At 54.9% G+C, this 19,077-nt stretch carries 19 protein-coding genes; 3 read left to right on the plus strand and 16 right to left on the minus strand.

Annotated features, from left to right (window positions below; genetic code table 11):
• Nucleotide 1 precedes the first annotated feature (1 nt).
• The 5 genes from P8T57_RS07280 to pspA all read right to left on the minus strand — a co-directional run bounded on the left by P8T57_RS07280 (nucleotide 2) and on the right by pspA (nucleotide 3,852).
• The gene (locus P8T57_RS07280; protein ID WP_341365029.1) at nucleotides 2-616 is read right to left on the minus strand and encodes an EndoU domain-containing protein; all 615 of its coding nucleotides are present in this window, start codon (nucleotides 614-616) and stop codon (nucleotides 2-4) included.
• A 57-nt stretch (nucleotides 617-673) separates the two neighbouring features.
• Nucleotides 674-2,050 (minus strand): AAA family ATPase, encoded by a 1,377-nt coding sequence (locus tag P8T57_RS07285; protein ID WP_037987631.1) that lies wholly within the window; start codon nucleotides 2,048-2,050, stop codon nucleotides 674-676.
• A gap of 256 nt (nucleotides 2,051-2,306) precedes the next feature.
• Entirely contained in the window at nucleotides 2,307-2,885 is a 579-nt protein-coding gene (locus P8T57_RS07290) for a PspC domain-containing protein (protein ID WP_341365030.1), read from the minus strand.
• Nucleotides 2,882-3,130 carry an envelope stress response membrane protein PspB gene (gene pspB / locus P8T57_RS07295; protein ID WP_007088817.1) on the minus strand — a complete coding sequence of 83 codons (249 nt, stop codon included), beginning with the start codon at nucleotides 3,128-3,130 and terminating at the stop codon, nucleotides 2,882-2,884. Before pspB ends, P8T57_RS07290 begins: the two co-directional genes overlap by 4 nt.
• Before the next feature lie 56 nt (nucleotides 3,131-3,186).
• Nucleotides 3,187-3,852: a phage shock protein PspA gene (pspA, locus tag P8T57_RS07300; RefSeq protein ID WP_007088816.1), complete on the minus strand. Its 666-nt coding sequence runs from the start codon at nucleotides 3,850-3,852 to the stop codon at nucleotides 3,187-3,189.
• A gap of 168 nt (nucleotides 3,853-4,020) precedes the next feature.
• Between pspA and pspF the strand changes: the two genes are divergently transcribed.
• Both pspF and P8T57_RS07310 read left to right on the plus strand, forming a co-directional pair.
• Entirely contained in the window at nucleotides 4,021-5,022 is a 1,002-nt protein-coding gene (pspF, locus tag P8T57_RS07305; protein WP_341365031.1) for a phage shock protein operon transcriptional activator, read from the plus strand.
• Between the two features lie 15 nt (nucleotides 5,023-5,037).
• The gene (locus tag P8T57_RS07310; RefSeq protein WP_341365032.1) at nucleotides 5,038-5,493 is read left to right on the plus strand and encodes a hypothetical protein; all 456 of its coding nucleotides are present in this window, start codon (nucleotides 5,038-5,040) and stop codon (nucleotides 5,491-5,493) included.
• Here P8T57_RS07310 and P8T57_RS07315 read toward each other — a convergent pair.
• The 9 genes from P8T57_RS07315 to P8T57_RS07355 all read right to left on the minus strand — a co-directional run bounded on the left by P8T57_RS07315 (nucleotide 5,490) and on the right by P8T57_RS07355 (nucleotide 14,929).
• Entirely contained in the window at nucleotides 5,490-6,623 is a 1,134-nt protein-coding gene (locus tag P8T57_RS07315; RefSeq protein ID WP_114095116.1) for an acyl-CoA dehydrogenase, read from the minus strand. The two genes, P8T57_RS07310 and P8T57_RS07315, sit on opposite strands and share 4 nt — an antisense overlap.
• Nucleotides 6,624-6,692: 69 nt before the next feature.
• On the minus strand, nucleotides 6,693-7,313 hold the full coding sequence (locus tag P8T57_RS07320) for a carbonic anhydrase (protein ID WP_007088812.1): 621 nt from the start codon (nucleotides 7,311-7,313) through the stop codon (nucleotides 6,693-6,695).
• Between the two features lie 142 nt (nucleotides 7,314-7,455).
• Nucleotides 7,456-7,767 carry a hypothetical protein gene (locus P8T57_RS07325; protein WP_007088811.1) on the minus strand — a complete coding sequence of 104 codons (312 nt, stop codon included), beginning with the start codon at nucleotides 7,765-7,767 and terminating at the stop codon, nucleotides 7,456-7,458.
• A gap of 4 nt (nucleotides 7,768-7,771) precedes the next feature.
• Entirely contained in the window at nucleotides 7,772-8,746 is a 975-nt protein-coding gene (locus tag P8T57_RS07330; protein WP_007088810.1) for a sodium-dependent bicarbonate transport family permease, read from the minus strand.
• A gap of 163 nt (nucleotides 8,747-8,909) precedes the next feature.
• A complete protein-coding gene (locus tag P8T57_RS07335; protein WP_341365033.1) occupies nucleotides 8,910-10,097 on the minus strand; it encodes an acetyl-CoA C-acyltransferase in 1,188 nt (395 codons plus the stop codon).
• Nucleotides 10,098-10,127: 30 nt separating this feature from the next.
• Nucleotides 10,128-11,300: an isovaleryl-CoA dehydrogenase gene (locus P8T57_RS07340; protein ID WP_341365034.1), complete on the minus strand. Its 1,173-nt coding sequence runs from the start codon at nucleotides 11,298-11,300 to the stop codon at nucleotides 10,128-10,130.
• Nucleotides 11,301-11,358: 58 nt separating this feature from the next.
• Entirely contained in the window at nucleotides 11,359-11,823 is a 465-nt protein-coding gene (locus P8T57_RS07345) for a PaaI family thioesterase (RefSeq protein ID WP_007088807.1), read from the minus strand.
• Between the two features lie 189 nt (nucleotides 11,824-12,012).
• A complete protein-coding gene (locus tag P8T57_RS07350) occupies nucleotides 12,013-12,846 on the minus strand; it encodes a transporter substrate-binding domain-containing protein (RefSeq protein ID WP_341365035.1) in 834 nt (277 codons plus the stop codon).
• Between the two features lie 250 nt (nucleotides 12,847-13,096).
• Nucleotides 13,097-14,929 carry a DEAD/DEAH box helicase gene (locus P8T57_RS07355; RefSeq protein ID WP_341365036.1) on the minus strand — a complete coding sequence of 611 codons (1,833 nt, stop codon included), beginning with the start codon at nucleotides 14,927-14,929 and terminating at the stop codon, nucleotides 13,097-13,099.
• A gap of 375 nt (nucleotides 14,930-15,304) precedes the next feature.
• Here P8T57_RS07355 and P8T57_RS07360 point away from each other — a divergent pair, with 375 nt between their 5' ends.
• The gene (locus P8T57_RS07360) at nucleotides 15,305-16,975 is read left to right on the plus strand and encodes a methyl-accepting chemotaxis protein (RefSeq protein ID WP_037987623.1); all 1,671 of its coding nucleotides are present in this window, start codon (nucleotides 15,305-15,307) and stop codon (nucleotides 16,973-16,975) included.
• A 106-nt stretch (nucleotides 16,976-17,081) separates the two neighbouring features.
• Here the strand turns inward: P8T57_RS07360 and P8T57_RS07365 are convergent, their stop codons facing one another.
• Together P8T57_RS07365 and P8T57_RS07370 are read right to left on the minus strand one after the other, a co-directional pair.
• Complete coding sequence (locus tag P8T57_RS07365; protein ID WP_007088803.1) at nucleotides 17,082-17,942, minus strand: prephenate dehydratase; 861 nt, start codon at nucleotides 17,940-17,942, stop codon at nucleotides 17,082-17,084.
• Nucleotides 17,943-18,023: 81 nt separating this feature from the next.
• On the minus strand, nucleotides 18,024-18,764 hold the full coding sequence (locus tag P8T57_RS07370; RefSeq protein ID WP_341365037.1) for a 3-deoxy-manno-octulosonate cytidylyltransferase: 741 nt from the start codon (nucleotides 18,762-18,764) through the stop codon (nucleotides 18,024-18,026).
• Nucleotides 18,765-19,077 lie beyond the last annotated feature (313 nt).

The raw sequence follows: 19,077 nt of genomic DNA on the forward strand, positions 1-19,077 counted from the left end.
GTTAACGCAGCGGGAACGCGGTGTTGATGTTTCCGCCATTGACCCCAACCGCGATGTAGAAACGGTTTGAATCGTCGTCACCTTCGCAATACGGCCCCTGTGTAGCCATCACCGGATCTGGTCGATTTTTCCCGCAGACCACCCAGCCGGGTGCTCCGGCAGGACAGGCTTCCTGATTGGCTTCCGCATAAAGGATGGAGTTCACAACCTCATCCTGGGAACAGCTGTCGGGGAACATTGTCGAAATCGACTTCTGAACCCCGTTCTTTTGAAAGGATATATTGTAAATTCCCATCGGGTTCGCTGGCTGGGTGATCACAACATTCGTTATCCCCCCACCCGCAGGATTGTTTCCGCCGGGACGTGAATGGAAACCGACAGCCTTGCCTTTGCTGTTTATCTCGCCACAGAAAACGTGATCGCCATTGATGTCGGGCAGCCCCGCATTTGTGATCACACCGACCGGGCACGCGACCTGAGCCATCGCGGATGTGGCATTGATCATCAACAGCCCGCAAACCACCAGGATCACGGCGACAAAAGTATGGGAGAGCTTTGAAAGTGTCGTCATAAACGACCTCCTTTGCCTTGTCCTAGCAGTTCCTGCCGCCACCATCAGGGCTGCGGCATACTGCCCGGAACAGACGCCATCAACCCAGCACTGTGACGCCGTTCAAAGCTGCGAGAATTCCAACCCGATCCGAAGTGCAAGGACACTCGCAGGTTCAAAACGCATTGGCACGCCACCGATTTTACCGCCATGCCATTGCGCCTTGGTCAGGACGAATGCCCCTAGTGGCAAGGCATGACTGGTGCGGAAATTGACCAATGCACGGATTTCCTTGGGCTTTCGAATGCCTTCATCACGCCATAGGCAGTGATAGGCAAAAAGCGGTGTTCCGCTTCGCCGGTCAAGGAAAACGAACGGCACCTCGTAATGCCCCCAACGCGCGTAATAAAGGCTTTCAAGCCCGACACTCGACGTCAGGAACTGGGTCTGGATCGCGGTTTCCGCCAGTCGGGTAATTGTCGCACTGTCCGCGGCCTTGGCACCGATCAATCCGGCGCGAAGCCCGGGGTGAATCAGATGGACCTTAAATGCCACCGCGCGCTGAAACGGTTTTGCATCCTGATCGACACGTTCCAGCCTGCGCACCAGCCATGCACTTTCAAGATACTCAAGATAACGGCGTAGCGTATTTTTGGCGATATCAAGTTCCCGCGCCAATGTCTCGATCGAGAATTCCGCACCGGTGTTATAGGCCAGCAACACAAACAGACGGTGCAAATCCGATGGATTTGAAATGCCGTGCAACCCGGGAAGATCGGAATGAAGCGATCGATGGATTGCCCCCGCCTCGCCGTCACGATCATGGAAACCGCCTTCGTTGATATAGGCTTCGAACAGGTCGTTAAGCTCGATCAGGCCATCGGGAATATCGGCGGTATAGCGCCCGACATTGGGTGTTTGCGGCAAGACGTCTGACGGCGCGATCCCGCGCTGCTCAAGATATTCGGCGAAACTGAAAGGCGGTAAAAACAGGCTTTGAATATGACCAAGCGCGTTTGGATTGGGTGCCAACGCACTAACCGCAACCACGCGCAACATCGGGTCCGCCACCAGCAATTTTGCAACCCGGTCTTCCCAATCGCGCTGATAGGACACCTCGTCGATAAACAGCCAAAGCGGATGATCTGCCGATATACCCCGCATGGAACGGAGTATTTTTGGCAGTCGCGGCAAATCGATTTCAAGAAACAGCGGGTGCTCAAGCGAGATATAGCAAACATGTCGACGTGGTGTATCGGCATTAAGCAATTCGGCAACGGCCTGCCGCAACATGACGGTCTTACCCACCCCACGCGGCCCGGTTAAAACAACGGCCTTTGTTCCGTCGTTTTTTTCAATTGCGGCCCAGAACCGTTTGAAAAACGCACGCTGCGGCAGATCATGAACCAGATCATCGGTGATGCCATCCCACCACGGATTATCAAGCATCAACCGATGCAGAAAATCCTGTTCGCCCGGATGTTCGATCATGGCCGCCATATCACCCCCCGTTTTGCTGGCAGGCTTTCCCGCCAGATATCGCCAGAGGACACCAAGCTAGTCAGAAAACCTTTAAATTAGGTATAGTGATAAATGCTATTTGGTTATTTTTCAGCAAATAGTTGCGATCACGAACAAAAACAAAAAAAGAAACCGAACCCGTAGAAACAGGTCCGGCTCGAAAGGTGAAGCTGCGGGATAACTCAATATCACTGCGAAGCAGGGGGGATTGATACCGATGTCATCGCAGCATCGACTACGCTTTATCGTTGGGGGAGGTCGAAGCATCATCGTCGCTGCCATCGGCGTCTTTCTTGCCGCTGGCATCGTCTTTTTTCATCTTTTCAAGTTCCGATGCCAGCCGGTAATCACCGGAAGCAACGTAACCTTCCATTGAACCGGTCCGGCGTTCAAGGTCATCGAATTTCTCGCGAAGGTCTTCCATCCAGGGCTCTTCGAAATCGACACCCATGGTCGGGCGCTCTTCTGGCGCGTCGGTATGCGCGGTCGAGGCATTATACGACCCCGTCCGACCGGCCCCGCGAAACTTGCCGCGCAGACCATCAAACCATTCCGGATGATGCACATAGGCCCACGCAAGGGCGAACAGCATCACACCGACAGGGAAGCTGAAAATCAGGATCAGGATAAAGGCGATCAGCACACCTTTGCGCGGGATACCAAACTTTTCGGCAATTCCCCGGGTCGTGCGGCGAATGACGCCACCGCACTCCTTGCCGTCCTGGCCCTCACGCCGGAAACGGCAACCGCCATGACGATGTTTATTTTGACCGCGCTGATAGCCGGCACCGGCAGCAGCTTGCTGTGCAGTCATATCCTGTTCCTCCATTCGGCAACCTCGGCATCCAACAGGCGTTCAAGTGTTTCGACACGATTTTCAAGGCGTTCTGCCCGGCCTTTGAGCGTGGCGACGATTTCCTTTTCCTTCGCCACCTGTTCCGGACTGGATTTTTGCTGTTCGGCTTTCATCCGTTTCCAAAGTGTTATGTAGTGAAACACAACCCAAACAGGGCCGACAACGACAACAAACACAATTAACGGTACAGCAATCGCCCACATCTTTGTCAGCTCAACCTTTGTTGCAGCTTATCGCATCGAAACACGCGAACCGCTGATTATTTGTCTTTCTTGACCCGTGCTTTAAGCTCTTTCAGATCGTCCTCGATCCCAAGCTCGGCTTCAAGGTCTTCGAACTGTTCTTCAAGGCTCTGCCCGCGACCAAGATCCCAGGAGTCCGCACCGGCCTCAAGCTCGTCAATGCGGCGTTCCATCTGCTCATAGCGCAGCAATGCTTCATCGATCTGACCCGAATGCAGCTTTTCGCGCATCTTGACACGCTTTTCGGCAGTCTGCATGCGGATTTCAACCGCACGCTGCTTACCCTTGGCTTCGTTAAGCTTGCTCTGAAGCTTGTTCAAGTCATCGTCAAACTTGCCAAGCGTTTCCTCGATCACTTCAAGCTCGCGCTCCAGCACGATGCTCTGATCGGCCAGACGGCGACGCGCCATCAGCGCACCTTTCGCCAGATCGTCACGGCCTTTGGAAATGGCAAATTCCGCTTTGCCTTCCCACTCAATCTGACCGTCATGAAGCTTCTTGAGCTTGCGCTCGACTTCTTTCTTATCGGCAATCGCCTTGACCGCGGCGGAACGGACTTCAACCAGGGTATCTTCCATTTCCTGGATCATCAACCGAACCATTTTCTCCGGATCTTCGGCACGATCCAGAAGCGAGTTGATATTGGCATTTACGATATCGGACAAACGCGAAAACACGCCCATTGTCTGATCTCCTTAAAAATACGGGGGACGCAAAAATTCTGATCTCTCTATTTCAAATGCCGTGCCAGTTTTGACATCCAATAAAATCAATGACTTAGAATCACCCGCCTTATCCAATTAACTTTTATCGCGACAATTTTGTCTTTTTTCGATAACGTTTTTCGCGAAATGGATAGCTTGCAACCGATATTGGGCGAAGACCCCGTTTTTCTGGCCGCCCTTGAACATGTTTCACGTCTGGCACCGATTGAACGGCCATGCCTTGTGATCGGGGAACGGGGATCGGGCAAGGAACTGATTGCTTCACGCCTGCACTATCTGTCCCATCGCTGGGGCGGCCCGCTGGTCAAGGTCAATTGCGCGGCCCTGTCCGAAAGCCTGCTTGATACCGAGTTGTTTGGTCACGAAGCAGGCGCGTTTACCGGGGCAACCAAACGTCATGTCGGGCGATTTGAACGCGCGCATGGCGGCACCATCATTCTCGATGAAATCGCCACCGCCAGCCCAATGGTGCAGGAAAAACTCCTGCGCGTTGTTGAATATGGCGAGATTGAACGTGTTGGCGGCTCCGAGGTGATCGAAGTTGATGCCCGCGTCATTGGTGTGACAAATGAAAATCTGCGCGAATTGGCCAAAACCGGGAAGTTTCGCGCCGACCTGCTCGACCGATTGGCTTTTGATGTCATTGCCGTACCGCCGCTACGCGAACGGCCCGATGACATCCTGCCGTTGGCCGAACAATTTGCGCTTGAAATGACCAAACGCCTGTCCCGTTCGGTCTTTGCCGGGTTTACCCCTGCCGCCGCCCGACAACTCCTTAGCCATTCATGGCCGGGTAATGTCCGCGAATTGCGCAACGTAGTTGAACGCAGCCTTTATCTGGCTGAAGATGATGAAAATCCGCTTGTGCATATCGTTCTTGATCCGTTTGCGGGCATCTGGAGCGAAACCGGGAGCAAAACCGAACCAACCAAGACCGAAACCCCGATATCAGGAGACGGTGCCAACACAGACTTCAAATCAGAAGTCGCAGCCTTTGAAATTCGCCTTCTGGAGAAGGCACTGGCAAACAATGCCAACAATCAGACCGAAGCTGCCAAACAGCTTGGCCTGAATTATCATCAGTTCCGCCGATTGCTCGACAAACACAATCTGCTTCCCGGAAAATAGACCCGGAACACAGGAATGTATCAGCCCCGTACCGCAGATTACTGCAAATCCGATCCTGTCAAACGCTGGAACCTGCCCGACAGGGTCTTTTTTGCTTGCGGTGCCTGTCACATTCTCGCACACGCCTTTCTTGAACAACACGCAACAAGCACGATGCAACCACTCTGGCTCCGGCCGTCTGAAGATTATACCGGCAACCATATCATCGTCATCTGGAACGAGTGGGCGTTCGATTATCATGGTTACAGCAAACGTACCGACCTGATCGCCCATTATTTCAAGCGGGCAAGGCAACGCTGGCCGAGATGGAACGCCGAACTTACCCTGCTACCTCGCAACGTTCTGATATCGGAGCAAAAATCAAAGGAAATCAAAGGCCTCTGGTTGCGCGAACCCGATCAGTTTCTTCACAACGCGCTGCCCCGTGCCGAACGCTATCTAGATCGATTTGGCCCACCACCCGGCACTTAATCGGCCAGTGATCGCGCGATCACCATGCGCTGGATATCGGATGTGCCCTCATAAATCTGGCAAACCCGGACATCACGATAGATGCGTTCGACCGGGAAGTCCTTCAGATAGCCGTATCCGCCATGAATCTGGATTGCTGCCGAACAGACTTCTTCGGCGATTTCGGATGCGAACATCTTGGCCATGCAGGCCTCGGTCAAACAGGGTTTGTGATCGTCGCGAAGTTCGGCAGCACGATGGACCAGCAACCGGGCCGCATCGATTTTGGTCGCCATATCGGCAAGGCGAAATGCCACCGCCTGATGTTCGATGATCTTTTTGCCGAACGTTTCACGTTCATTGGCGTAATCGCGGGCCGCCTCGAACGCCGCGCGTGCCATGCCGACCGACTGGGCCGCAATGCCGATGCGCCCGCCTTCAAGGTTCGCTAGTGCGATTTTATAGCCTTGCCCTTCTTCACCCAGCATGTTTTCACCGGGCACCCGGCATTCGACAAAGGTGATCTGGCAGGTGTCCGATGCATTCTGGCCAAGCTTTTCCTCGACCCGCGAAACGACATAGCCCGGCGTATCGGTTGGCACGATGAAGGCCGAAATACCGCGTTTACCAGCTTCCGGGTCTGTAACGGCAAAGACAATCGCTACATCACCCTCACTGCCGGACGTGATGAATTGTTTGGAGCCGTTGATAATCCAGTCATCGCCATCGCGCACGGCACGCGTGCGCAAGGAACTGGCATCCGAGCCTGCCTGCGGCTCGGTCAGGCAAAATGCGCCGATCTTTTCGCCACGCGCCATCGGGACCAGATATTTTTCTTTCTGATCTTCGGTACCGAATTTCAGGATCGGCATACACCCGACCGAATTATGCACCGACATGATGGTGGAGGTTGCCCCATCGCCAGCAGCTATTTCTTCGAGTGCCAGCGCATAGGCGACGTGATCCATGCCCGCCCCGCCATATTCTTCGGGCACCAGCATGCCCAAAAAGCCAAGTTCTCCCAATCCGGCAATCGCTTCGGCCGGAAAGGTATGGTGGATGTCCCATTTTGCGGCATGAGGTTTGAGTTCATTTTCGGCGAACTCGCGCGCGGTATCGCGCACCATGATCTGATGTTCTTCCAACCGCATGGCGGCCACCCTCCCAATTGGGCGATGCACCGGCCATGCGATCAGAAGATCGTTTTCATCAGGCCGGGCCTATTCTTCGCCCTGAACAAATTTGTCCTGCTCGGCATCAAAGCGCCACAGGATTCCTTCTTTCATGCCGTACCACCAGCCATGCAGCTTGAGGTCGCCGGCTTCGACCCGTTCCTTGATGAACGGGAACGACATCAGGTTTTGCAGCGAGTTACGGATCGAATGACGCGATACCTTGTCGACATCCGGGCCATGCTCCAGACAGCATTTCGCAATGCTGACCCACTCGCCGATAAAGTCGCGGTCCGGCACCTTGCCCGCTTCGCCGTGCTCGACCAGAGCCTCCATGCCACCGCACGCCGAATGGCCCAGAATGACGATGTCCCTGACCTTGAGATCACGCACCGCAAATTCGATCGCCGACGACGTCCCGTGGTAATTCTCATCGGGCTCATAGGGCGGAACAAGGTTTGCCACGTTACGGATGACAAACATCTCGCCCGGTTCGGCATTGGTCAGGATGGCTGGATCAACGCGGGAATCAGAACAGGCAATCAGAAGAACTTCCGGGCGCTGGCCCATATTGACCAGGTCCTCGACGCGTTCCGGGCGCTGATCATAATACATCGCCTTAAAGCTCTTGAACCCGGCAAGCATCCGATCAACGGTTGGCTTTGACATCTCGCGAAGTTCCCTATTCTGTCATAACGCTGCCGACAAAATAGGACCAAATTGCCCAAGTTGATAGTCCCCATTCAGACCTTTTGAACCATTCTAAACGCGCGATCTCCTTTGTTTCGCAGACAACCAAACCCTGACGTTTCTAGAAACGATCCGCGCGTAGCACCTGACAGTCACTGATCGTGACAACGCCGATATGACGATCCACCACCTCGAACGCGGCTTCAAGCATCCGGTCAAGCTTCTCCGGGCGGATAATACAGATCACCTGAACCATGCCGCCGCCGCGCGACACGGTATCGTCGCGGCTCCAGCTGCCTGACCGCCCCGATCCACCAAGCACCGGCAGCACGGAAAAGCCGGTAACCCCCGCCCCCTCAAGCGCCTGGCGCAGGCGGCTCTCCATAATGGCTTCGATAATGATCGCCACGCGTTTGGCATCATGCTTTTCCATGGGATTAACCTCCGTGAACGGCGCTGGCCATCGCAAGATAAAGCGGAATACCAAGCGTCAGGTTGAAGGGGAACGTCACGCCAAGCGACAGCGTAAGATAGACCGACGGATTGGCCTCTGGCAGGGCGACACGCATGGCCGCAGGCACCGCGATATAACTTGCCGAGGCGGCCAGAACCATCAACAGCACTGTCCCCCCCAGTGACAGGCCGATCAGCAACGCAAATACCAGACCAAGGCAGGAGCCGATCACCGGCATCATCACACCAAAGGCCAGTGGCCCCGCACGCAGCACGGCACGACCCTGTTTAAGCCCACGCCCCGCAACCAGCCCCATATCAAGCAGAAACAGGCAAAGAACCCCCTGGAAGGGTGAAACAATCAGCGCCTCGATCTTTGCCATGCCCTCAGCCCCGGTGATCCAGCCGATAAAGAAACTGCCGACAAGCAAAACGATGGAACCATTGAGCAGGATTTCACGGATCAGCGCACCATCCATCCGCCCCTTACCGCCCGATGACACAAGCAACAGGGCCGAAAAAATAGCCGGTGCCTCCATGGCCGCCGCGACAGCAACCATGTAACCCTCTGCCACAATGCCGGAACTTTGCAGGACCGAGGTCGCCGCAACAAACGTCACGATCGAGATCGAGCCATAATGCCCGGCAACGGCGGCGGCATCTGTCCGGCTGAGTTGCGATATCCACCGCAAAAGGCCAAAGGCGATAAAGGGCAGAACGAAGGACAGGATCACACCTGCCATCAGGGTCATACCCAAGGTCAGGTCGATCCCGTTATTTGAGACCGCAACCCCGCCCTTGAAGCCAATGGCAAACAGAAGATAAAGCGATATCCCTTTGGCCACGGCTTCGGGGATCGTCAGATCGGATCGCGCAAGGGCAGCCCCCACCCCCAGAACAAAGAAAAGTACGATGGGCGACAGAAGATTTTGCGCCGCCAGGCTCAACACATCTTGCATGGCTGTCCCTTGACTATGATACCTTGGTGTTGGTGTCGCGCAAGCAGTCTCGCCCCTGCGCCAAAACCGCAATTCCGATAGCAGGATCACGGTTTTCTGTCATCAGAAAGCCGAACCCTCCGATCACAGGGGCGTAACTTCGTTCACATAATTTACCAAAAACTTAAAGCAGCTCGATGGCGACCGCCGTGGCCTCACCGCCACCAATGCAAAGCGACGCCACGCCCTTGGTCCCGCCATGGGTTTTAAGCGCATGGATCAGGGTCACCAACAACCGCGCACCGGTGGCACCTATCGGATGGCCCAGCGCACAGGCACCGCCATGGACATTAACCTTGCCGTGATCAAGTTCCAGATCACGGATGGCGGCCATCGCCACCACGGCGAAGGCTTCGTTGATTTCCCACAGATCAACATCGTCCTTGGACCAGCCGGTTTTGCCCAGCACCTTTTTGATCGCATCAATCGGAGCGGTCGTGAACCAGCAAGGTTCTTGGGCGTGGGTAGACTGACCAACGATTTTGGCAAGCGGCTTAAGCCCGCGCTTTTCTGCTTCCGACGCGCGCATCATGACAAGAGCCGCCGCCCCATCGGAAATCGATGCCGAATGGGCCGCGGTTACTGTGCCGTCCTTGGCGAATGCCGGGCGCAAGGTCGGGATTTTTTCCGGCTTGGCCTTGGGCGGCTGTTCATCGGCATCAATGGTAACCTCGCCATTACGGGTGGCATATGTCACCGGGGCAATTTCATCAGCAAAATGGCCTGACTTGGCAGCATTCTGCGCACGAGTCAGCGACGTGATGGCATAGTCGTCCTGCGCTTTGCGGGTAAAGCCGTATTTTTCGGCTGTTGCCTCGGCAAAAGTGCCCATCGAACGGCCCTTGTCATATGCATCTTCCAGCCCATCCAGCGCCATATGGTCATAAACCATGTCATGACCGTATTTGTGACCCGACCGCATTTTCGGAAGCAGGAACGGCGCATTGGTCATGCTTTCCATGCCGCCCACCACCATGACATTGGCGCCTCCGGCGACCAGCGTATCATGGGCAAACATCACGGCCTTCATGCCCGATCCGCACATCTTGTTGATCGTGGTTGCACCGGCAGAACGCGGGATACCCGCCTTCCATGCGGCCTGACGCGCCGGAGCCTGTCCCTGACCAGCGGGCAGAACGTTACCCATAATGACTTCGTCAACATCTTCGGCAGCAACACGGCCATGCTCAAGCGCGGCCTTGATGGCAACGCCGCCCAGTTCGGATGCGGTAACGGTTGCGAAATCCCCCTGCAGGCCGCCCATCGGGGTTCTGGCACAGGAAACGATAACGATGGGGACTGAATTGCTCATGGATCTGATCCTGTATTCCAAATATGGGGATTAGGCGGTTTCGCCGAAAAGTTCGCGGCCAATCAACATGCGGCGAATTTCGCTGGTGCCTGCGCCAATCTCGTAAAGCTTGGCATCGCGCAGCAAACGCCCCGTCGGGTATTCATTGATATAACCATTACCACCCAGCGTCTGAATGGCTTCAAGCGCCATCCAGGTCGCTTTTTCGGCAGCATAAAGGATCACTCCTGCCGCGTCCTTGCGTGATGTTTCACCACGATCACATGCCTTGGCGACCTCGTAAACATAGGCCCGGCAGGCATTCATTGTGGTGTACATATCGGCCATCTTGCCCTGCATCAGCTGGAATTCACCGATCGCCCTGCCGAATTGTTTGCGTTCATGAATATAGGGCACGACCACGTCCATGCAGGCCCGCATGATGCCGGTCGGTCCGGCGGCCAGAACGACACGCTCATAATCAAGGCCGCTCATCAAAACACGAACGCCGCCATTCAAATTCCCAAGGATATTTTCATCGGGTACTTCGCAATCCTGAAACACCAGTTCGCAGGTGTTTGACCCCCGCATCCCCAGTTTATCGAGCTTCTGCGCCGTCGAGAAACCCTTGAAACCCTTTTCGATAATAAATGCCGTAATACCCTTGGGCCCGGCATCCATATCCGTTTTGGCATAAACCACCAGCGTATCGGCATCCGGACCATTGGTGATCCACATCTTGTTGCCATTCAGGATGAAACGGTCACCTTTTTTTTCCGCCCGCAATTTCATCGACACCACATCGGAACCGGATCCCGGTTCGCTCATGGCAAGCGCACCGACATGTTCACCACTCATCAACTTTGGCAGGTACTTTGCCTTTTGCTCGGCATTGGCATTGCGTTTGATCTGATTGACGCACAGGTTTGAATGCGCACCATAGGAAAGTGCAACCGATGCCGATGCGCGGCTGATTTCTTCCATGGCAATCACATGTTCAAGATAGCCAAGACCGGTACCGCCATCTTCCTCGGGGACTGTCATACCCAGCAGACCAAGATCGCCAAATTTGCGCCACAGATCATTGGGGAATTCATTTTTTTCATCAATCTCGGCCGCGCGCGGCGCGATTTCTGCCTCGGCGAAAGATGAAACGGTTTCGCGGATCGCTTCTGCGGTCTCGCCGAGATCAAATTTCAATCCGGGAAAGTCGAAAAATGCCATTTTACTATTCCTGCCCTGGGTGTTTTGATTTTTTGATAAAAGTGAATAATCAAACCGATTATGCAGCGTTACTTAATAATTCCGGCGGCAGCTTCATGACCTTGAGCGTCTGAAGCGACGTCGCACACAGAACCGGCTCACTATTCCTCATACCAAAGACATCGATGCGGGTGACAATGATCGACCGACCGCGTGAAACCACCTCGCCAACCGCGCGCAACTGATCGCCCATGCCCGGCGCGACGATGTTAAGCTTGTATTCGATGGTCAGCATGCCCTGATCTTCGGCAACGAGGCTCCATCCAGCAAAACCGCCCGCGATGTCGGCCAGACCGGCGATCAGGCCACCATGAAAATAGCCGTTATGCTGGATCAGATCCGCGCGTGACGGCACGACAATCTCGACCCGCCCCGGCTTCACATCAACGACCTCGGCCCCAATCGAAAGATTGTAGGGCTGCTGAGAAAACCGATGCCGGACTTCAGCATCATAGTTCGGATTTTGCGGCTCAAACTGTGCCATCTTGCGGTCCTGTCCTGCCTGCAGTCATGCCGGTTCAGTATATCGAGCACCGGTCATCACGGGTTATGAAGCAAATCTGTTGTAGTTTACGTTAACGTAAACGTCAAATCAAAATCCGCATCACTATACCTATTTATGATCACAACAGGCAAAAGGCCGGTTTTCAACTTTATATCAACTCATCGGGAGTCAGTTTGTGCCAGTGCTCCAGCGGGCGATGCTGGCTTCGAGCATTTCATCCATCACGCCGTCGCCCACAAGCTTGAAAAGTGCCTGAGCGATACGGCCACGCATCGCGCCGGTATTGCAGGGCGACTTATGCGACATGGTCAGATACAGGCTTTCTTCGCTTACGGCGATGTCATAGCTGCGAATATCGTCAATCTTTTCCCGCGCAGCAAAAGCTTTGCCGGGGAACTCTTCGTAAATCAGATATTCTCCGCGATTACGATCCAGCATCTTCAAACCTTGTTCAAGGCTTGGAACTTCCCGAATTGTCAGGTTTTGGGCCGCATAGCTGTCGAATTCCTGCCCGAAACTGTTGTTGATGACTGTAAGCCCCTCAAGCCCGCGCAGATCCGACCATTGGCGATAATTGATATCAATGTTGGCTTTGGTCCAGATGACCGTACGCGTTCCCTGGAATGCCGGATAAAAATAATCCATGTATTCAAGTCGCGGCACCGTAAAGAAGGCACCTGCGATCATATCGATGCCACCCTCACGCATGTGCTGCTGCACACGCCCCCAACTACCGGTATTGACGACTTCAATGTTAATGCCCGCGGCATCACCAACCCGCTGCAGGAATTCAGCAGCCGCACCAATAAGATGACCAGAACCATCGTCGGCTGGCCAAAGATAGGGTGGGTAATCCGGGTTTCCCGATGCAATCAAATGGTTGCAATCCCGCACGCCACCATTATCGACCGCAAAATTCTGTGAGGCGTCCTTGGCATGGGCAATGTTTGCTGCGATTAAACCAGCAACGCAAATGGACGCTAAATACCCTGTCCGGGTCATCAACTGCATATCCATCACTCTCCAACCGCATCACCAATCTCGCAGCGTCGATTATTTTATGAGTAATGTAAGGAGACTCACGAGCATATTCACCATCCGGTATGTGTTTTTTCGCACATTACCACAATCGCACACCAACCGCTGGATGATACTGAAATCAAAAAAGCCCCCGCAAAGCGGAGGCTTCTTTTAAAATCTTCAGATTGCCCGGAACTTTCAGCAAAAGGCGGAAAGAAAAAGGCAAAATGACTTAGGCGGAACGGCGCTTCATGCCCTGGTTTCCACCACGGACTTCACCACGACCACCTTCGGCACGGCGCGGACGATCACTGAAATCACGACCGCGGGTATCACGATCTCGATTTTTGAAACCGCGTTCGCTACGTGGTTTGTCAGCAAAACGACGCTCGCCATCACGTGCCGGTGCACCTTCGCCACGCGGGCGGAAGTTGGTGCCACGGTCCGTGCGCTCGGTACGATCAGAACGCTCTGCACGATCAGGGCGCTGGTCGGCAGCAGCGCGATCAAAGCGCGGCTTGCGATCAAAACGGTCACCACCGCGGTCATTGCGATCCGAACGGGCCGGACGATCACCACCGCGATCACCACGCGGCTGATCTGACTGGCCAAAACGACGGCCGCCATCACGACCACCGTCACGATCACCACCAAAAGCCCGACCGCCTTCGCGATCCCCTTCGAAACGGCGTACACCATCACGGTCGCCTTCGGCACGACGTGGACCACCGAATGAACGGGCACCGTCGCGGGCACCATCACGGCCACCAGCAAATCCACCGCGACCACCACGGCCAGCATCGCGACCACCATCACGACCGCCGCCGAAACCACCACGGCCACGACCGCCATCACGCCCGCCGCCAAATCCGCCGCGACCACCACGAGCACCATCGCGACCGCCGCCGCCCGACGAACGGACCGGAGGAGCCGAATGGAATTCATGATCTTCGTCGATCTCGACCTGCTGGCCGATCACCCGTTCGATGTTGCGCAGATGACGAACGTCACGCGGTTCGCAGAACGAAATCGCGATGCCTTCGGCACTGCCGCGACCGGTACGGCCAATGCGGTGCACATAGTTTTCCGGATCGGTCGGCAGGTCATAGTTGATGACATGCGTGATGCCCGGAACGTCAATCCCACGTGCTGCAACGTCAGTTGCAATCAGGACCGGGAACTGACCATTACGGAAGTTACGCAGGATTTTCTGGCGAATACGCTGCTGCTTGTCACCATGGATGGCGTCGGTATCGACACCTTCATCGCGCAGTTGGAACGAAAGCTCGTCCGCATCGGCTTTGGTTTTGGTGAAAACCAGAACGCGTTCGCTTTCCTGACGTTTCAGCAACTGAACCAGAAGCGAGGTCTTGTCGTGACGTTTCACGAACATGCCGCGCTGGGTCACACGCTCGGTCACGCTGGACTGCGGCGCGGTTTCAACCTTAACCGGATTGTTCAGCAAACGGTCGGTCAGATGTTTGACAGCTGGCGGCATGGTTGCCGAGAACATCACCGTCTGGTGATCACGCGGCAGCACTTCGGCAACGGTCAGAACGTCTTCCGAGAAGCCCATATCGAGCATACGGTCGGCTTCGTCGAGAATGAAGACTTCGATGTCATCAAAACGAATGGTATTGCGTGACATATGGTCAAGCAGACGACCCGGGGTCGCAACCAGAATGTCAACACCACGGCGCAGTTCCTGAATCTGCGGACCCATCGGCGAGCCACCGTAAACAACAGAAGAGAACAGGCGAATGCCTTTTTTGAAATCACGCAGGCACTGACCGATCTGGTTTACCAGTTCACGCGTCGGCGCAAGAATAAGCGCGCGCGGCTGGCCCGGTGCCGGGCGTTTCGGGTTTTCGGCAAGGCGCTGCAACAGCGGAAGGCAGAATGCAGCGGTTTTACCACCGCCCGTCTGGGAAATCCCCATCAGGTCACGACCCTCAAGCAAAGCCGGAATGGTTTTTGCCTGAATCTCGGTCGGTGCGGTGAAACCAGAAGCTTCAACGTTGCGCAGCAGGGGCTCGATAAGGTTGAGCCCTTCAAAATTAGTCATAAAGGAAAGTCCTTCAAAATCCGGTCGGCGCCATGTTCGCGCCATGATGTGCCTGCTCGACAGCAATAGCGACCGGTGCACGGCGATCAAGCCGCTGCTTCGGACCCTGCATGAGAGGCATATGATGAGGCCATGACGTCATCACGTCATCGCCGCCCTCGCCTTTTCACACAGTTCCTGACAGCTCAATCTGCCCTACAAGCGAAGGAATGAACGGGGTGATACATGCCCCCCGAAACAAAGTCAATCAATCCCTGCGCCGGGCAGCCATGCAAAAACGCATTCACCATTCCCATATGTAACGCGGAATTAATCTATGCATGCCTAATTTGTGTGCATTATCGGTCGCTTAAATAACGCGTAAGGGGAAGAAATATGCGTTTTCGGGTTGTTACGGGGATTTTTTCGATCCCGGCCATCTGCCTGCTGACACTTCTAGCGATTATCGCGACAGTCGCTTTGAATTATCAAAGCAGCCTGCGTAACGGTAAGTTCGAACAGATCGAACATCTGACCGAGGGTGCGGTAACGATCGTTGATTCATATATTGCCAAGGTCAAAGCGGGCGATATGGATGAAAACGCCGCCAAGGCAGAAGTGCTTTCATTGCTCAATGCGTATCGCTTTGATGGGGAGAACTACATATACGCCACCGATTATAACCATTGCATGGTTCTTGATCCGCTCAGCCCCGAAGATGTCGGCAAATGCAACCCCGACAGCAAAGTGCGCCAGATGATCGTCAAAACCGCCAAGGCCGGTGGTGGCGTGATAACCTATGAAACCAAAAAACCAGGCATGGGCGATACATTGGTCGAAAAGGCCGCATATGTTCGCCCGATTCCGGGCTGGAACTGGGCATTAGGTGCTGGCGTCTATATGGATGACGTCGCCGCAGAATTTCAGTCTGTGATGCAACGTATCGCTATTATCTCTGTGATCGCGATCGTCATCGCCGGCGTGTTGTCCTGGTTCGTCGGCACCCGTATCACCAAAAGCATCGTCGGCCTGAACCGTTCGATCGCGACAATTGCCGAAGGCAATTATCAGGCACCAGTTGAGACGGATTCCAACTTTACCGAAATCGGCGACATGGCATCTGGCGTTCTTGCCCTGCGTGACAAATCCGCGCAGGCCCAGCAGCTTGAAAAAGACGCCGCCATCCAGAAACAGAGAGCCGAAGAAGAACGGCGCACCAATATCCGCAACATCGCCAAAAAACTCGAGAGCGAAGTTGGTGGTATTGCCGGTGCCGTTGACCAATCGGTTAAACGCAGCGGTGAACTTGCAGTTAGTATGTCACACAACGCCGAAGGCATTCTTGATCAAAGCCAGCAGGTCGCATCTGCCGCCGGGTCCGTGTCACAGAATGTTGACGCGGTTGCCGCCGCGACCGAGGAACTTTCTTCCTCGATCACGGAAATCAACGTTCAGATTTCTCAGATGTCAAACACTGTCGAACGCGCAACGCATGAAAGCCAAAGCGCCTCTGACGATGTTGGCGGCCTGTCCGAAGCCGTTGATAAAATCAAGGAAATCGTCAGCCTGATTAACGACATCGCGGGCCAGACCAACCTCTTGGCCCTGAACGCAACCATCGAAGCCGCCCGTGCAGGTGATGCGGGCAAGGGCTTTGCGGTGGTCGCAAGCGAAGTCAAAAACCTTGCCACCCAGACCGGGCGCGCGACCGAGGAAATCGCGGCCCAGATCAACGGCATCGTCGAAGGCACCGAGCGTGCGGTTACGGGTATTTCGCGCGTGTCGGAAACCATTGATCAGGTCCGGTCTGCGTCAACCGCCATTGCGGCGGCAATTGAAGAACAGGGCGCAGCCACACAGGAAATCGCGGGCAATGCCAATCGCAGTGCGGATGGCGTCAAACAGATTTCGTATAGTGTCGATCAAACCATGAAGAACGCGCAAAGCACAACCACCCATGCGGGCGATCTGCGCAACGCGTCCGAAGAACTTTCGTCGCGGTCTTCGGAACTGACACAGATCATTCACCGCTTCTCGAACGATCTGATCAAGCAGGCTGAGAATTGATCGCTGCGAAGAAAATAGCCTCAAACAAAACGGATGAGGCTTAAGCAAAACGGGCCATTTCGCAGGAAATGGCCCGTTTTCTTTATCGAAAAGGATCTAAGCCGATCTATTCGGCGGGAAGATCATTTTCCCGACGGAAGGAATGAGACGGGTAAACACCCAAAATCCGGACCTCGTGCGAGAAGAACTGAAGTTCTTCAAGCGCATGGCGCAGACCAAGCTGTTCTGGATGGGCTTCGACCTCGGCAAAGAACTGGGTTGCGGTGAAATGTCCCTCGACCATATAGCTTTCAAGCTTGGTCATGTTGATCCCATTGGTCGCAAAACCGCCAAGCGCCTTGTAAAGGGCCGCCGCAACGTTACGGACGCGGAAGACAAAGCTTGTCACTACCGGCGTGCCGTCATTGGCGATATCAAGCGGCTCGCGCGCCAGAATGATGAAACGGGTCGTATTATGTGCCGCATCTTCGACCTCGGTGCGCAGCACATCAAGGCCATAAATCTCTGCTGCCAGAACCGGAGCAATCGCAGCAATGCTTTTATCGCCCAGATCGGCCACTTCCTTTGCGCAGCCTGCCGTATCTGGCCCGACAACGGTATTCACGCCAAGTTCCTGACGGATTTTACGGCACTGGCCCAGCGCGTGAACGTGGCTTCGGATTTCCTTGATATCCGAAATCCTGGCACCGGGAACTGCGACAAGCGCGTGGTTGATGCGCAGGAACGTCTCGCCAATGATATGCGCTCCGGAGTCAGGCAAAATGTGGTGAACATCCGCCACACGACCGGCCAGAGTGTTATCAATCGGGATCACTGCCAGATCGACATCACCATCGCGCAATGCACCAAATGCGCCCTCAAACGTCCGGCAAGGTACGGTCGTCGCACCCGGAAAGGCGCGCCGCGCTGCCTGATCGGAGTAGGCACCGTGCATTCCCTGAAAAGCGATACGTTGTTGGGCAGTCATCTGGTTGTTTCCTGATATCTAATATGATTTCCATGTCATGCCCCGCGGCTTTACCGCCAGACAAGACATAGAAAAGCCTAATTACGCGCCCAGCACAAGTCGTGCGCGTTCAAGGTCTTCCGGGGTATCGACGCCAAGCGGCACGCCGTTCACAAGTGCAACCGCGATCACCATGCCGTTTTCAAGTGCGCGCAGTTGCTCAAGCTTTTCACGCTTTTCAAGTTCGGCCGGTGGAAGACTTACAAACCGGTCAAGTGCTGCCCGGCGATAGGTATAAAGACCGATATGATGGTAAAGCGGCCCGTCGCCATGCGGGGCCGTTGCCCGCGTGAAGTAAAGCGCACGCGCCACACGACCGGCACCAAAGGCCGCTACCGCCTTCACCACATTAGGATTTGTACGTTCTTCTTGCCGCGTGATTTCAGCCGCCAGAGTCGCGATGTCGACATTCGGATCGACAAGCGGATCAAAAACCGCACGAATATCGGCTGCATCAATCGTCGGAAGATCACCCTGAACATTGACCACGGCGTCATATTTTCCATCCGGGTCAAAGCTTTGCAACGCCTGATGCACCCGATCCGATCCGCTTGGCAAATCCGGATCGGTCAAAACGGCAATACCACCAGCCGCCGTTACCGCGTCGGCAATTTCCTGTTCGGCGCACGCGACGATAACCGGACCGATTCCGGCCTCGGTTGCCCGGCGCCAAACATGAACAATCATCGGTTCGCCGTGAATATCAGCCAACGGCTTGTTGGGCAGGCGTGTCGATGCCATACGGGCAGGAATAACGACAACGGGGTTGCGCGGCGTAGTCATATAGGCCTCCGGTCTGGCTTGATCCTGCTTTGATCTCGCGCAAAGCGCGCGTCTGATCACCTGTGCAAGAAGCAATGTCGTGAATCGGCGGGACAATAGCCGGTTTTGGGGATTCTGCGAAAGACGGAATTGAATATGACGAAGGTATATCTCGTCTGTTTTCGCCTTTATGTTTAAGAAAGGTTGATGCAAATCTCTGAAACGTATAGTTTCCCTCCGACCGGTCTGACCTGCTGTCGCATGCGCGTTCTTGTGATCTTTAAGAGCGTTTTGGGGGCGCATGGGTCAGCTGTTAAAAAGAAACCTGAGAGTG

Origin of the sequence: Thalassospira sp. SN3W (assembly GCF_038070535.1) — a bacterium.
Classification (GTDB): Bacteria; Pseudomonadota; Alphaproteobacteria; order Rhodospirillales; family Thalassospiraceae; genus Thalassospira; species Thalassospira xiamenensis.